The organism is Amorphoplanes digitatis (assembly GCF_014205335.1).
Taxonomy (GTDB): Bacteria; Actinomycetota; Actinomycetes; order Mycobacteriales; family Micromonosporaceae; genus Actinoplanes; species Actinoplanes digitatus.
The window spans coordinates 5,668,040-5,682,645 of record NZ_JACHNH010000001.1 but is presented as its reverse complement, the minus strand read 5'-3'; the positions used below and the strand labels follow the sequence as shown (position 1 = coordinate 5,682,645).

The following is a 14,606-nucleotide window of genomic DNA, read 5'->3' as shown; positions in this document are numbered from 1 at the left end:
CCCGATCAGGCCGCGACGGGCGGCTGTTCCGGCTTGATCCTCGGTAGCAGCAGGGCCATCAGCACGCCGGCCACCGCGAAGCAGGCGCCGACCAGGAAGGCCCGGTGGAAGACGCTGACCCGGGCGATCTCCATGAGCGCCGGGTCGCCGCCGGCCCACCGCTCCAGCTCGTGCACCTGGCTGAAGGCGATGGTCGCCGCGACGGCGACGCCGAGGGCGCCGCCCGCCTCCTGGCTCGTGTTGATGAGCCCGGCGGCCAGGCCCGACTCCGACTTGCTCACCCCGGCGAACGCGATGACCTGCACCGGCACGAAGGACAGGCCGAGACCGAGGCCGACCACGAGGAACGGCGGCAGCACCCGGGTCACGTAGCCGGCATCGGCCGGCAGCTGCCACAGCATCAGCATGCCGATGGCGGCCAGGGTCAGCCCGACGATGAGGACGGGCTTCGCCGCGACCTTGGTGACCAGGTTGGACGCCACCCCCGCGCCGACCGACACGATGATCGCCAACGGGACGTAGGCGAGCCCGGCCTCGACGGGGGAGTAGTCCAGCACCTGCTGCATGAAGAGGCTGGCGAAGAAGAAGAGCGTGACGAGCGTGCCGAACAGCAGCACCGCGGTGATGTTCGCGGTACGCAGCACCGGCTTGCGGAAGATGCCCAGCGGGATCAGCGGCTCCGCGGCGCGCCGCTCGATCAGGATGAACGTGCCCAGCAGCAGCACCGTGACGGCGAGGCTGATCAGCGTGCGGGCCGACGTCCAGCCGTGGTCGAACGTCTCACCCAGGGTGAAGATCATCAGTACCAGGCCGGCGGTGAGGAAGACCGCGCCCGCCGTGTCGAACGACCTGCGCCTCTCCTGCGCCTTGCTCTCCGCCACGACGAGCGGGGCGAGGGCCGCGAGCACGATGCCGATCGGCACGTTGACGAAGAAGATCCACCGCCAGCCGGGCCCCTCGGTGAAGAGGCCGCCCAGGATGACGCCGGCCACCGACGCGATGCCGCTCACCGCGCCCCAGGCGCCGAGCGCCTTGTTGCGCGGCGCGCCCTCGGCGAACGTGTTCGTCAGCAGGCTGAGCGCGGCCGGCGCGATGAACGCCGAGCCGAGCCCCTGGAGGGCGCGGGCGCTGACCAGCATGGCCGCACCCTGCGAGAGACCGGCCATCAGCGAGGCGCCGGCGAACACGAGCAGGCCGGTCTGGAGCATGCGCCGGCGGCCGAAGGTGTCCGCGAGGCGCCCGCTGAGCAGCAGGAACCCGCCGAGCACCGTCGCGTACGCGGTGACGACGTACTGGAGGTAGTTCTGCGAGATGTTGAGTTCGTCCTCGATGGTCGGCAGCGCGACGTTCACGATCGAGACGTCGAGGAACGTCATGAAGCCGGCCGCGCAGAGGAACAGAAGGATCAGCCCGGGCGGGCGGGTGTGCGCTCGCGGTGCTGCCGGGGCAGCCTCGGTGCGATTGCGCAGGGAGTCTGATGTCGACATCGCACTTCCTCTGGATGAGTCGAGATGGAACCCGGCGAAGCTAACATCCTGGATATAGTAGGTACCTAGAGGAAAGTGACTACCCAGGAAGGGCCATCAAATGCCGGACAATTCGACGACCGCTGCCCCGCCGGTGGCCGGCACGCAGCAGGCCTGCCCGATCGGGCCGGTCGTTGACCTGGTCTTCAGCCGGTGGACCACGCCGATCCTGTGGACGCTGCACCAGTACGGCCGGCAGCGGTTCGTGGAGTTGCAGCGCCGGATCGCCACGATCACGCCGAAGGTGCTCACCCAGCGGCTGCGCCAGATGGAGCGCGACGGGCTGGTCCGGCGCACCTACCACCCGGAGGTGCCGCCCCGGGTGGAGTACGAGATCACCGACCTGGGCCGCAGCCTGGCCCCGCTGTTCGCCACGCTCGCGGAGTGGTCGGCCGAGTTCCTCCCCGCGGTCGAGCAGGCGCGCGAGGCGTTCGACGCCGAGCAGCGGCCGCTGGCCGTCCGCCGGGCCTGAGCCCGCTCACCGGGGCGTGGCCTGCTCCAGCGGCCGCATCGCGCCGCGGTAGAAGACCAGCGGGTCCTCGCCCCGGTCGTGCGCGCCGAGCTCGACGACCTCGCCGACCACGATGGTGTGGTCGCCGCCGTCGTGCTCGGTGACCAGCCGGCAGGCCAGGAACGCCAGCGCCTCGCTGAGCACGGGCAGGCCGGTGCCCGAGCGGTGGTGCGGCACGTCCTGCAGGCGCGCCGACTCGCGGCCCGCGAACGCCCAGGCGAGCGGCTGCTGCTCGTAGGTCAGGAAGTTGACGACGAACCCGCCGGCCCGGTCCAGGGCCGGCCGCAGCCGCGACCGCTCGTGCAGGCAGAACAGCACGAGCGGCGGCGCGAGCGACACCGAGGTGAACGAGTTGACCGTGGCGCCGGACGACTCGCCCGGCAGGCCGGTGGTGATGACCGTGACGCCGGTGGCGAAGTGCGCGCACACCTCGCGCAGCGTTCCCGGCTCGATCGCGGTGGTTCGCTGGATCATGGTGCGCCTTTCGCTCAGCTGCGCGGGCCCACCGGGTCCGCGACGGGTTGCGGTGGCAGCGCCGCCTGCAATTGCTCGCGGCGGGAGAGCAGCGGACCGGCCATCGCCGTGGTGACCAGCGCCATGATCACCATGATGGTGAACATCCGGTCGTCCAGGACGCCGAGGCCGACGGCCGCGTTGAGGATGATCAGCTCGGTCAGGCCCCGGGTGTTCATCAGCAGGCCGAGGTCCTTGGTCTCGCGCCAGGACAGTCCGGCGAGGCGGGCCGGGACGGCGGCGCCGAGCAGCTTGCCCGTGCAGGCCACGACGATCACCAGCACCAGGGCGAGGTAGTCGCCGCCGCCCAGCGCGCCGAGGTCGACGCCGAGGCCGGTGACCACGAAGAACACCGGGAGCAGCACCAGGCCGATGGTGTCCAGCGGCTTGCGCACGTGCCGCGCGAGCAGCAGCGCGGGCTCGCGCGGCAGCACGAATCCGAACAGGAACGCGCCGAAGATGGCGTGGATGCCGATCATCGAGGTCGCCCAGGCGGACAGGAACGCGCCGGCGCAGAGCACGACGAGCAGCGACGACCAGCGCTCGGCGCCGGCCCAGCGCCACACCAGGCGGGTCAGCAGCGGCCGGACGACCAGGAACATCACGGCCACGTAGCCGACGCTGAGCACCCCGATCCCGGCCAGCTCGGAGAAGTCGCCGTCGGCGCTGACCAGCGCCGAGACGTACGCCAGCAGGCACCAGGCGAGCACGTCGTCGATCGCGGCGCTGGCCAGGGCCAGGCCGCCGACGCGTAGGTCCAGCAGGCGGTTGTCGCTCAGGATGCGGGCCAGCACCGGGAAGGCGGTCACCGACATGGCCGTACCCATGAAGACCGCGAAGGCCGTGAACGGGATGTGCTTCCCGGCCACCGTCGAGTGGTACGGGTACAGCAGGCCCGCGACGGCGACGCCGAGCCCGAAGGCGAGGGCGATGGAGCCGAGCGAGACACCGGCGGCCAGGCCGGCGTGCGGCCGGATCAGGCGCTTCTCGAACTCCCAGCCGACCACGAACATGAACAGCACGAGGCCGACCTGGGAGACGGCCGACAGCAGCGGCCGCACGTCCGCCGGGAAGACCCGGTGCGGCAGGTCGCCCGGCAGCAGGCCGAGCACGCTGGGGCCCAGCACGATTCCCGCGGTGATCTCCCCGATGACCGCCGGCTGGCGCAGGTGCCGCGCGTACCGGCCGAGAACGATGCCGGTGAGCAGCACGACCGCGATCCCGGCCAGCAGGAACGCCATCCGCGTCTCCTGTGCCGCCGGGGCCGCGGTGATCATCGCGCGGCCTCGGCGGCGGGCGGTGTGCCGGTCGTCCAGATCACCCGGAACGACAGCGCGGACAGGCGCCAGCCCTCGCCCGTACGCCGCGCCGCGCCGGTCACCAGCGTCCCGGCCGTGAAGAGCGCGCCGTCGTCGAGGCGCACATGGGTCGAGATGACGTTCGCCCGCAGCCGGACCTCGTCCGCGCCGCGCGGCTCGACCACGGCCGGCGAGTTCAGGTGCTGCGTGCGCTCGAACGCGGCCAACGCGCCGCGGTGGTACTCGGCGAGCCCGTCGACGCCCTCGTGCCGGCTCATCGGAAAGGCGACCCGGGCGTCGTCGGTGAACAGGCCGCGCGCCCATTCGTCGTCGAGCTTGTCGTCGTCGAGACTGATCAGATAGCGGTCGAGCAGGTTACCCACCTGCGACGCTGATTCGGCCGATTGCATATCGGGCAGCATGGCCGCTGCGCCGGGGCCGCCCAAGGCCACTTGTCGAAGGTCTGACGAAGCGGGGGAAGTTCTGACGCCGCGCCCAAAGAATTGACCGATCCCGGTGATTGTCTGAAGTGGGCCACCCTTGTCGGCACCGTCCGGGCCCGCCGATGCTGGAAAGGCGATTACGTCGTATCCATCGACCCGGAAGAGAAGAGAGAATGCCGAAAATCACGGCCGACGGTGCCCATCTCACAGTTCTCAACCTGTTCTCGACCGACGCACCGGAGAAGCAGGAGGGCCTGCTCACGGCGATGCGCGAGATCGTCGACTCCGCCGCCTTCCCTGGCTGGATCTCCAGCACGGTGCACGCCGGACAGGACCGGCCGGGCACCGCCAACTTCATCCAGTGGCGCAGCTCCGAGGATCTCGAGGCGCGCTACGCCGGCGAGGAGTTCAAGCACCGGACGCTGCCGCTGTTCGGCGAGCTGACGACGTCCATCCGGCTGCTCCAGAACGACGTGGCATACACCCAGCGGCACCCGGACCTCGGCCCGGACACCGAGATCTCCCCGGACCGCGACGACTACACGGTCATCGAGGTCTTCGGGGTGGCGGACGGCGACCAGGCCGACCTGGTCGACGCCCTGGGCGCGTCGCAGGACTGGCTGGTCGAGGTGCCCGGCTACCGCTCGCACACCGTGCTGCGCGGCCTGGCCGCCCGCGGGCTCGACGGGTCGTTCGTGATGGTGTACTCGCAGTGGGAGGGCAAGGAGTCCTACGACGCCTTCCGCGACGCCGCCGAGGGCGAGCGCGGCGCGGCCCGGCAGAAGGTCGACGCCCGGGTCGACTCGCTGGCCACCTCGCGCGACTGGAACACCTACCGCGTCGTGCACACCCGCTCGGCCGGGTAGCCGCGGCCCGCTGCCCGGCCGGCCCGGCCGGGCGGCGGGATCAGCCGCCGGTCAGCCGCTCCAGCCGGCCCTCGCTGACGTCGAGGGTGACCAGGACGGCCGGCAGCGTGATGCTCGGCAGCACGTGGCGCAGCAGCACCACGATGCGGTGCGTCAGGTCCTCGCGGTCGGTCAAGACGTGGGAGAGCTCCTGGATGCCGGAGAAGGCGCCCGCGAGCATCTCGGCGGTCTGCCTCGGATCGACGTGGCTCAGCAGCTCGCCGCGATCCTTCGCGGTGTTCAGCAGGTCCTCGATGAGCCCGATCCAGGCCTGGAACGGGCCGCTGCGGTCCAGCCCCTCGCTCCACGGGTCCATGGCCAGCTGGACGCTGGCCCGTACCAGCGGCTCGCGCTGCAACCGGCGGGCGAAGACCAGGCCCAGGTCGACCAGCTCCTGCATCCGGGTCGGCTGGCTCGGCAGAGGATCGGAGTCGAGCTGTGCCGCCATGATGCTCAGCGCCAGTTCCTCTTTGGACGCGAAGTGGAAATACAGGGCGCCCTTGGTCACCCCGGCACGGGTGAGGATCTCCTGAATCGTGGCGGCGCCGTAACCGTGCTCGTCGAAGACCGCCGCCGCGGCCAGCAGAATCGTCTGGCGCGTCTGGACGGCGCGGTTCTGTCGTGCCATCTCGCGGCCTGCCTCCGTCGGGATTCGGTCGGTACGGCTTCATCGGGCGGAAACACCTTACTGTGGGCCCGGGGTGAAATCTCCGCCAGACGTTGATCATGACAGGGGAGCGCACCACCATGAGCGATCTGTCTACTCTTCCCGTGCCACGTGCCGGGTATCCCTTCCTGACCGGTCCCCGGCCGCTGTGGCGTACCGACGTCAGGCCCGAGTTCGTCCATCGGCACGGACCGGCCGACATCTTCCCGGTCCGCTGGCGCCGTTCGTCGGAGAACCGGTTCGAGGTCGTGGCGCGCTGGCCCGCCACGCACCGGTTCTTCGCCGTCGCGGCCGGGCAGGACCCGCTGCTCGTCATGGAGACCATGCGCCAGACCGCCATGCTGCTCGCGCACGCCGAGTTCTCGGTGCCGCTCGGCGACCGGTTCGTGATGCGCGACCTGACCTGGTCGTGCGCGCGTGAGTTCGCGACCGGCGCGTCGCACGGCGACATCCTCATGGACGTCCGCTGCACCGACGTCCGGCGCGGCCGCGGTGCGCTGCGGGGCATGCGGGTCGCGGTGCGCTACCGCCGGGGCGACACCCTCCTTGCCACCAGCGAGGGGACCGTCAACTGCATCTCCACCGCGGCATACCACCGGGTACGCGGCGACCGGGCCGCCGTGGCGACGCCGGTGCCGCCGCCGGGCGTGCCGCCGGTGTGGGTGGGCCGGACGGTGCGGGACGACGTCGTGCTCGCCGCCGGGCCGGGCCCCGGGCGCTGGCTGTTGCGGGTCGACACCCGCCATCCGACGCTGTTCGGCCGGCCCAACGACCACGCGCCGGGCATCCTGCTGCTGGAGGCGGCGCGCCAGGCGGCCAACGCCGCCGACCCGCTGCACGCGTTCGTGCCGGCGGCGGCGCGGGTCGAGTTCCACCGCTACGCGGAGCTCGACCGGCCGTGCGTGGTCGAGATCGCGGGCGCGGAGCCGGGCGACGGCCCGGCGACGGTCCGGGTCGAGGGGCATCAGGACGGCCACCCGATCTTCTCGGCGGTCCTGACCCGGCGCGGACGGTGACGACGCGGATCCTGGTCACCGGCGCCGGCGGGTTCATCGGCAGCCACGCGGTTGCCGCCGCGCGGGCCACGCCCGGCCTGCGGCTGCGCCTGATGGCCCACCGTTCGGCCCCGCCCGGCGGCGGGGCCGAACTGGTGCGGGCGGACCTCGCCGTGGCGGACTCGCTGCGCGGCAGCTGCGCGGGCGTCGACGTGGTGCTGCACTGCGCCTCGCGGATCGGCGGCGACGAGGCCGGCAGCGCAGCGGTCAACGATCTCGGCACCCGGAACCTGGTCGACGAGGCCACCCGCGGCGGGGTGCGCCGGTTCGTCTACGTGAGCACCGCTGCCGTGTACGGCCGGGGACCCTTCACCGCGCTGCGGCCGGACGGCGCGCCGCTGGCACCCGCGTCGGCGACGAGCCGGAGCCGGGCGGCCGCCGAGCGGCACGTGCTCGCGGCCGGCGGCGTGGTGCTGCGCCCGCACCTGGTGTACGGCCGCGGCGACAAGTGGGTGATCCCCGGCCTCGTGATGCTGCTCAGGCGCCTGTCGGCCGGCCTGTCCCGCTGCCGGGCCCGGCATTCGCTCATCGACGCCCGCAGCCTGGGCCGGCTCGCGGTCGCGGCGGCGCTGGCGCCGAGGGCCGCCGGCGTCTACCACGTGAACCACCCCGATCCGGTCGGGGTGGCCGAGCTGCTGTCCACGGTGGACGCCGGGCTGCGGCTGGGCCTTGACCGGCGTGCCTCCGTGCCCGCCGCGCGGGCGATGCTGGCGGCCTCCGAGCCGGCCCGGCGACACCTGGAGATGCTGGCGGTGGACCACTGGTTCGCCGACGACCGGGTCTGGGCGGACCTGGGCTGCGGCCCGGGCGCCGGCTTCGCGACGACGTTCCGGCGGCACGCCGCCTGGTACCGGCGACAGCTCGCGGCGGCGCCGCGCTCGGGGTGAACCCGCGGCACTACCCTGCCGACGGCGACAGCGCGAGGGCCGCGCGGCCGGCGGTCTCCGGCCGGCCCGAGGCCCGCACGGCCCGGTCGACGACCCGGGTGATGCCGGCCGGGTCGAGCCGCGCGAGCAGGCCGGCCGCCGCGATCTCCGGGTGTACCGCGCGCCAGAATCCGGCGAGCGCGGTCTGCGCGCGGGACTCGTCGGCGCCGTCGATCAGCATGGCGATGCCCGTGGTGGCGGCCACGATGGTGCAGGTCGCGCTCTCCAGGTCGGCCCCGGCGGCGAGCTCGCGACCGGCGTGCGCCTCGGCGAGCAGCCGCTCGACGCACCGGCGCCATTCGGTGCCGATGCTGCGTTCGGCGTCGAACGTGCTGTCGGATTCCAGTCGGAAGCCGGCCCTCGAGACGACGTCGCGGCGCAGCAGCCGGGCGTGCGCCTGGGTGATGTCGGTGAGCGCCTGCAGCGTGTTGGCGCGTTCGCGGTAGGCCAGCCGCGCGGCCCGGCCCAGCGTCCGCGCCGCCGCCGTGTGCACGGCCTCGGCCACGGCGGCCTTGTTCTCGAAGTGGAAGTGCAGCGCTCCCGGGCTCACGCCGGCACCGGCGCTGATGTCGGCGAGCCTCGCCCGGGCGTAGCCCCCTCGGTCGAAGACGTCGGCGGCCGAGGCGATCAACGCACCGCGGGTTCGCACGGCTCGGTCCTGTCGCAACACTCGCACGCTCTCCTCTTCGAGATGGCGGATCGTCCAAAGGCGACGAACCCGGGCATAATGGCGGGCCGAAATTCGCAGAGGCAGCATAGCAACACAATCCGTATTCGTCACCATAGGTAGTTGTCGCCAATGAGCACGTGGTGGGCGAGATCTGTTAACAGACCGTGTATCTCGATTTGCCAATGCAGCATGCGTTCATGGGCGGCGCCCGTGTGATCGACCGTAACCCCCTTGCGGCGCTGGATATCCTGTATACCCGTTATGTAGGCGCACTATGGCGCGGTTCGATCTTCAATACAGCGAACAGTCAGTTTTGCGCAACAGTGACGAAGGTCTGTATCCATTGACAAACCGATTGGTCTGTTTATAGCGTTACTCTCCGTCACGGATGCGCTGCCTTCGGTGCTAGGCGGCGGATCGGCTGGTCTCTTATGGGGGGAAAGATGAGTCAGCGGCTGATGGGCGTGCCCGAGTTATCGAATCCTGGCCAGCGAACCCCGGCCCGCTCCGGGGGCTGGCGGGTCATGGTCGTCGAGAGCAACGCCAAGGACATGGAGGACCTCGCCGGTGGGCTGCGCCGGCGCGGTCACGAGGTCGACGGGGTCGAGACCGGCGAGGCCGCACTGCGGGAGTGCGGCGCCGTCGACATCGTCCTGCTGGACCTGGAGCTGCCCGATCTGGACGGTCTCGAGGTGTGCCGCAGCATCCGGGCGGCGTGCGACGTCCCGATGATCGCCGTCACCGGCTGGGGAACCGAGCTGGACCGGGTGCTGGGCCTGCAGGCCGGCGCGGACGACTACGTCGTGAAGCCGTACGGGTTCCGGGAGCTGATGGCCCGCATGGACGCGGTCATGCGCCGGGTGCGCCCGCAACGGCCGGCCGCGCGGAGCGTCACGCACGGTGCGCTGCGGATCGACGTCAACTCCCGGCAGGTCAGCGTCGACGGCCGGAGGGTCGAGGTGACCCGCAAGGAGTTCGACCTGCTGCACCTGCTCGCCTCGCGCCCGGACACCGTCGTCTCGCGCAAGCAGATCATGCAGCTGGTCTGGGGCGATTCGTGGAGCCGGCGAACCGTCGACACGCACGTCAGCAGCCTGCGCAACAAGCTCGGCGGAAGCGAGTGGATCATTACCGTGCGCGGGGTGGGTTTCCGCCTCGGAAACGGCTGACAGCGCATTCGGGTACCGCTGGGGGGATGGCCACCGATATCGGTGGCCGTCCCCTTTTTCGTGGCCCTGACCCGGTGATCTGACGGTGTTCTGACATTCGCCTTGCCGGGCGCCGACAAATCCGCAACGGGCGTGTCAGAACCTGACCGAAGGCTGCCCCGGAGTGGCTTGAACCGTAACGACGCCGCTGACAATCATGGACGCAATCCTCCGCCGACCATTCGCCACGACGGCGGAATACGGCTGCGAGGAATGCGACTCGCGAGGAGTCAGGAGAAGACCAGCGTGCGCAAGGTTCTCATCGCCAACCGTGGCGAAATCGCCGTCCGCGTGGCCCGCGCCTGCCGGGACGCCGGAATCGCCGCCGTGGCCGTCTACGCACACCCCGACCGCGACGCGCCGCACGTCCGCATGGCGGACGAGGCGTTCGCGCTGGACGGCGACACCCCGGCCACCAGCTATCTCGACGCCGCGAAGGTGCTGCGCGCCGCGGCGGACTCCGGCGCCGACGCCGTGCACCCCGGCTACGGATTCCTGTCGGAGAACGCCGACTTCGCCCAGGCGGTGCTGGATGCCGGCCTCGTCTGGATCGGCCCCGGCCCGCAGGCGATCCGGGATCTCGGCGACAAGGTGGCGGCCCGGCGCATCGCCCGGCGGGCCGGCGCGCCGCTTGTCGCCGGCACCGCCGAGCCGGTCGCCGGCCCCGACGAGGTGCTCGCCTTCGCCCGCGAACACGGCCTGCCGATCGCCATCAAGGCCGCGTTCGGCGGCGGCGGCCGCGGGCTCAAGGTGGCCCGGTCGCTCGAGGAGATCCCCGAACTCCATGAATCCGCGGTCCGCGAGGCGCTCGCGGCCTTCGGGCGCGGCGAGTGCTTCGTCGAGCGCTATCTCGACCGGCCCCGGCACGTGGAGACGCAGTGCCTCGCCGACCGGCACGGCAACGTCGTGGTGGTCTCCACCCGGGACTGCTCGTTGCAGCGCCGGCACCAGAAGCTTGTCGAGGAGGCGCCCGCGCCGTTCCTCTTGCCGGAGCAGAACGCCGAGCTCTACCGGGCCTCCAAGGCGATCCTGCGCGAGGCCGGCTACGTCGGCGCCGGCACCGTGGAATTCCTGGTCGGCGCCGACGGCACCATCTCCTTCCTCGAGGTCAACACGCGGCTACAGGTGGAGCACCCGGTGAGCGAGGAGGTCACCGGCATCGACCTGGTCCGCGAGATGTTCCGCATCGCCGACGGCGAGGAACTCGGCTACGACGACCCCCGGCCGCGCGGCCACAGCCTGGAGTTCCGGATCAACGGCGAGGACCCCGGCCGCGGCTTCCTGCCCGCGCCCGGCACGGTCACCACGTTCGCGCCGCCGTCCGGCCCCGGCGTCCGCCTCGACTCCGGCGTCGAGGCGGGCACCGTGGTCGGGCCGGCCTGGGACTCCCTGCTCGCCAAGCTGGTGATCACCGGCGCCGACCGGGAGCAGGCGCTGCGCCGGGCCGCCCGGGCGCTCGCGGAGTTCCGGGTCGACGGCATGGCCACCGCCCTGCCGTTCCACCGGGCGGTGGTCGCCGATCCCGCGTTCGCGCCGGAGCTGACCGGCTCTGCCGCGCCGTTCACCGTGCACACGCGATGGATCGAGACCGGGTTCGACAACCGGATCACGCCGTTCGCCACCCCGGAGACGGACGACCGGCAGGCGCCCGCGGCGCCACGGGAACACCTCGTGGTGGAGGTCGGCGGCCGCCGGATCGAAGTCTCGCTGCCGGCCGGCATGAGCACCGCCGCGGGCCGCCCCGCCGCGGGCGGCGGGGTCGCCCGGCCGCGCCGGCCGCAGGTACGCGGCGCGGCCGGCTCCGGCGCGGCGCTCGCCTCGCCGATGCAGGGCACCGTCGTCAAGGTGGCCGTCGAGGAGGGCCAGGTCGTCGACGAGGGCGACCTGATCGTGGTCCTCGAGGCCATGAAGATGGAGCAGCCCCTCAACGCGCACCGGGCCGGCGCGGTCGTCGGCCTCGCGGCCGAGGTGGGACAGAGCGTCGGCGCCGGCGCCGTCCTCTGCGAGATCAAAGGCTGACCTCCCGCCCAGCCGTACCGAACGCAACGAAGGGAATCACCATGCACAGCACCCTGATCGTGGCCCGGATGAGCCCCGAGTCCGGTGCCGACGTCGCCGGACTGTTCGCCGACTTCGACCGTACGGAGATGCCGCACCGGATGGGCACCCGGCGCCGCCAGCTCTTCGCCTATCGCGGCCTCTACTTCCACCTACAGGACTTCGAGGCCGACAACGGCGGCGCCCTGATCGAACGGGCCAAGGACGACACCCGGTTCGTGCGCATCAGCGACGACCTCAAGCCCTACATCGAGGCGTACGACCCGGCGACGTGGCGTTCGCCCGCCGACGCGATGGCGACCCGCTTCTACTCGTGGGAGGCGTGATCGTGACCGGCCGGCGAGTCGTCATCACGGGCATCGACGTGCTCGCGCCCGGGGGCGTCGGCGTCAAGCAGTTCTGGGACCAGCTCAACGCGGGCCGCACGGCCACGCGCGGCATCACGTTCTTCGACCCCACCCCGTTCCGCTCCCGGGTGGCGGCCGAGATCGACTTCGACCCGGAGAGCCACGGCCTGAGCCCGCAGGAGAGCCGCCGGATGGACCGGGCGGCCCAGTTCGCCGTGGTCGCGGCGCGGGGCGCGGTCGCCGACAGCGGACTCGACGTGGCGGGCCTCGACCCGTACCGGGTCGGGGTGACCGTCGGCAGCGCGGTCGGCGCCACCACCGGGCTGGACGAGGAGTACCGGATCGTCAGCGACGGCGGGCGGCTGCGGCTCGTCGATCACGGGTACGCCGTACCGCACCTCTACGACTACCTGGTGCCGAGCTCGTTCGCGGCCGAGGTGGCGTGGGCGGTCGGCGCCGAGGGCCCCAGCACGGTGGTCTCCACCGGCTGCACCTCCGGCATCGACTCCGTCGGGTACGCCGTCGAGCTGATCCGCGAGGGCGCCGTCGACGTCATGATCGCGGGCTCCTCCGACGCGCCGATCTCACCGATCACCATGGCCTGCTTCGACGCGATCAAGGCGACCACCCCGCGGCACGACGACCCCGCGACAGCGTCGCGGCCCTTCGACGGCACCCGCAACGGCTTCGTGCTCGGCGAGGGCGCCGCGGTGTTCGTCCTCGAGGAGCTGGGCGCGGCCCGGGCACGCGGCGCGCACATCTACGCGGAGATCGCCGGCTACGCCACCCGCAGCAACGCGTACCACATGACCGGCCTGCGCCCGGACGGCGCCGAGATGGCCGAGGCGATCCGGGCCGCGCTCGACGAGGCCCGGATGAACCCCTCCGAGATCGACTACATCAACGCGCACGGTTCCGGCACGAAACAGAACGACCGGCACGAGACCGCCGCCTTCAAGCGCAGCCTCGGAGAGCACGCGTACCGCACGCCGGTGAGCTCGATCAAGTCGATGATCGGCCACTCCCTGGGCGCGATCGGCTCCCTGGAGATCGCGGCCTCGGCCCTGGCGATGGAGCACAACGTGGTGCCACCGACGGCGAACCTGCACACCCCGGATCCCGAGTGCGACCTCGACTACGTGCCGCTCACGGCGCGCGATCAGCTCACCGACGCGGTGCTGACGGTCGGCAGTGGATTCGGCGGATTCCAGAGCGCCATGGTGCTCGCCCGCGCGCAGCGGGGCGACGCGTGAGCGCCCCGGTGGTGGTGACCGGGCTCGGCGTGACCGCGCCGAACGGCCTCGGCACGCGGGACTTCTGGAGCGCGACGCGCGAGGGCCGCGGCGCCATCGGCCGGATCACCCGCTTCGATCCCGGGCAGTACCCCGCCCGGCTGGCCGGCGAGGTACCGGGCTTCGAGGCGAAGCAGCACCTGCCGAGCCGGCTGCTGCCGCAGACCGATCGGATGACGCGGCTGGCCCTGGTCGCCGCCGACTGGGCGCTCGGCGACGCTCGCGTCGACCCGCGGGAGCTGCCCGAGTTCGACATGGGCGTGGTCACCGCCAGCGCCTCCGGCGGCTTCGAATTCGGCCAGGGCGAACTGGAGAACCTGTGGAGCCGCGGCAGCCAGTACGTGAGTGCGTACCAGTCCTTCGCCTGGTTCTACGCGGTCAACAGTGGACAGATCTCCATCCGCAACGGAATGAAGGGCCCCAGCGGTGTCGTCGTCAGCGACCAGGCCGGCGGCCTCGACGCCGTGGCACAGGCCCGGCGGCTGATCCGGAAGGGGACGCCGCTGATCATCTCCGGCGCGGTGGACGCGTCGATCTGCCCGTGGGGCTGGGTCGCCCAGCTCGCCGGCGGCCGGCTGAGCACCGTCGACGACCCGGCCCGGGCGTACCTGCCGTTCGACGCCGGCGCCGCCGGATACGTGCCGGGGGAGGGCGGCGCCCTGCTGGTGCTGGAGTCCGCCGAGCGCGCCCGCGCGCGGGGCGCGCGCGTCTACGGCGAGGTCGCCGGCTACGGGGCGACCATCGACCCGAGGCCGGGCAGCGGCCGGGAGCCGGGGCTGCGCAAGGCGATCGAGCTGGCGCTGGCGGACGCCGGGTGCGCGCCGGGTGACGTCGACGTCGTCTTCGCCGACGCGGCGGCCGACCCCGAGCTCGACCGGATCGAGGCCGCGGCGATCGGCGACGTGTTCGGCCGCCGCGGCGTGCCCGTCACGGCGCCCAAGAGCATGACCGGCCGGCTCTACTCCGGCGCCGCACCGCTGGACCTGGCGGCCGCGCTGCTGGCCATGGCCGAGGGCGTGATCCCGCCGACGATCAACATCGAGCCCGCACCCGGGTACGGCCTGGACCTGGTCGTCGGTGCCGCCCGCGAGACCGAACTGCGCACCGCGCTCGTGCTGGCCCGCGGCTACGGCGGCTTCAACTCCGCCGTGCTGCTGCGCCGCTGAACCAACACCGAACCGCCATCG

Annotated in this window: 15 protein-coding genes; 9 read left to right on the top strand and 6 right to left on the bottom strand. The window is 72.2% G+C overall.

The features are described 5' to 3' along the window. Positions 1-5: 5 nt before the first annotated feature. A complete protein-coding gene (locus tag BJ971_RS25020; RefSeq protein WP_184995650.1) occupies positions 6-1,487 on the bottom strand; it encodes an MFS transporter in 1,482 nt (493 codons plus the stop codon). A gap of 100 nt (positions 1,488-1,587) precedes the next feature. Here BJ971_RS25020 and BJ971_RS25015 point away from each other — a divergent pair, with 100 nt between their 5' ends. Beyond that, positions 1,588-1,998, top strand: a complete 411-nt coding sequence (locus BJ971_RS25015; RefSeq protein ID WP_184995649.1) for a winged helix-turn-helix transcriptional regulator — start codon at positions 1,588-1,590, stop codon at positions 1,996-1,998. Positions 1,999-2,004: 6 nt separating this feature from the next. Here the strand turns inward: BJ971_RS25015 and BJ971_RS25010 are convergent, their stop codons facing one another. Genes BJ971_RS25010 through BJ971_RS25000 form a run of 3 tightly spaced genes read right to left on the bottom strand, consistent with a single transcriptional unit; the run spans position 2,005 to position 4,258 of the window. After that, entirely contained in the window at positions 2,005-2,511 is a 507-nt protein-coding gene (locus BJ971_RS25010) for a flavin reductase family protein (RefSeq protein WP_184995648.1), read from the bottom strand. Positions 2,512-2,525: 14 nt separating this feature from the next. Continuing rightward, on the bottom strand, positions 2,526-3,827 hold the full coding sequence (locus tag BJ971_RS25005) for a cation:proton antiporter domain-containing protein (RefSeq protein ID WP_184995647.1): 1,302 nt from the start codon (positions 3,825-3,827) through the stop codon (positions 2,526-2,528). Then, complete coding sequence (locus BJ971_RS25000; protein ID WP_184995646.1) at positions 3,824-4,258, bottom strand: nuclear transport factor 2 family protein; 435 nt, start codon at positions 4,256-4,258, stop codon at positions 3,824-3,826. Before BJ971_RS25000 ends, BJ971_RS25005 begins: the two co-directional genes overlap by 4 nt. Positions 4,259-4,464: 206 nt before the next feature. Between BJ971_RS25000 and BJ971_RS24995 the strand changes: the two genes are divergently transcribed. Next, on the top strand, positions 4,465-5,157 hold the full coding sequence (locus tag BJ971_RS24995) for an antibiotic biosynthesis monooxygenase (protein WP_184995645.1): 693 nt from the start codon (positions 4,465-4,467) through the stop codon (positions 5,155-5,157). 40 nt (positions 5,158-5,197) lie between these two features. Here BJ971_RS24995 and BJ971_RS24990 read toward each other — a convergent pair whose 3' ends face one another. Further along, positions 5,198-5,824, bottom strand: a complete 627-nt coding sequence (locus BJ971_RS24990; protein WP_184995644.1) for a ScbR family autoregulator-binding transcription factor — start codon at positions 5,822-5,824, stop codon at positions 5,198-5,200. Positions 5,825-5,967: 143 nt separating this feature from the next. Between BJ971_RS24990 and BJ971_RS24985 the strand changes: the two genes are divergently transcribed. Beyond that, entirely contained in the window at positions 5,968-6,879 is a 912-nt protein-coding gene (locus BJ971_RS24985) for a ScbA/BarX family gamma-butyrolactone biosynthesis protein (protein WP_203709293.1), read from the top strand. Continuing rightward, positions 6,876-7,805 carry an NAD-dependent epimerase/dehydratase family protein gene (locus BJ971_RS24980; protein ID WP_184995642.1) on the top strand — a complete coding sequence of 310 codons (930 nt, stop codon included), beginning with the start codon at positions 6,876-6,878 and terminating at the stop codon, positions 7,803-7,805. Before BJ971_RS24985 ends, BJ971_RS24980 begins: the two co-directional genes overlap by 4 nt. A 10-nt stretch (positions 7,806-7,815) precedes the next feature. Here the strand turns inward: BJ971_RS24980 and BJ971_RS24975 are convergent, their stop codons facing one another. Beyond that, positions 7,816-8,493 (bottom strand): ScbR family autoregulator-binding transcription factor, encoded by a 678-nt coding sequence (locus BJ971_RS24975; protein ID WP_203709294.1) that lies wholly within the window; start codon positions 8,491-8,493, stop codon positions 7,816-7,818. A 464-nt stretch (positions 8,494-8,957) separates the two neighbouring features. On the opposite strand from BJ971_RS24975, the gene BJ971_RS24970 reads away from it, so the two are divergent. The 5 genes from BJ971_RS24970 to BJ971_RS24950 all read left to right on the top strand — a co-directional run bounded on the left by BJ971_RS24970 (position 8,958) and on the right by BJ971_RS24950 (position 14,585). Then, positions 8,958-9,683, top strand: a complete 726-nt coding sequence (locus tag BJ971_RS24970; RefSeq protein ID WP_184995641.1) for a response regulator transcription factor — start codon at positions 8,958-8,960, stop codon at positions 9,681-9,683. Positions 9,684-9,968: 285 nt separating this feature from the next. After that, positions 9,969-11,741, top strand: coding sequence for an acetyl/propionyl/methylcrotonyl-CoA carboxylase subunit alpha (locus BJ971_RS24965; protein WP_184995640.1), 1,773 nt, complete (start codon positions 9,969-9,971; stop codon positions 11,739-11,741). A 41-nt stretch (positions 11,742-11,782) separates the two neighbouring features. Then, positions 11,783-12,106, top strand: a complete 324-nt coding sequence (locus BJ971_RS24960; RefSeq protein WP_184995639.1) for a TcmI family type II polyketide cyclase — start codon at positions 11,783-11,785, stop codon at positions 12,104-12,106. 2 nt (positions 12,107-12,108) lie between these two features. Continuing rightward, positions 12,109-13,380: a beta-ketoacyl-[acyl-carrier-protein] synthase family protein gene (locus BJ971_RS24955; RefSeq protein WP_275411374.1), complete on the top strand. Its 1,272-nt coding sequence runs from the start codon at positions 12,109-12,111 to the stop codon at positions 13,378-13,380. Next, on the top strand, positions 13,377-14,585 hold the full coding sequence (locus tag BJ971_RS24950) for a ketosynthase chain-length factor (RefSeq protein ID WP_184995638.1): 1,209 nt from the start codon (positions 13,377-13,379) through the stop codon (positions 14,583-14,585). Before BJ971_RS24955 ends, BJ971_RS24950 begins: the two co-directional genes overlap by 4 nt. Positions 14,586-14,606 lie beyond the last annotated feature (21 nt).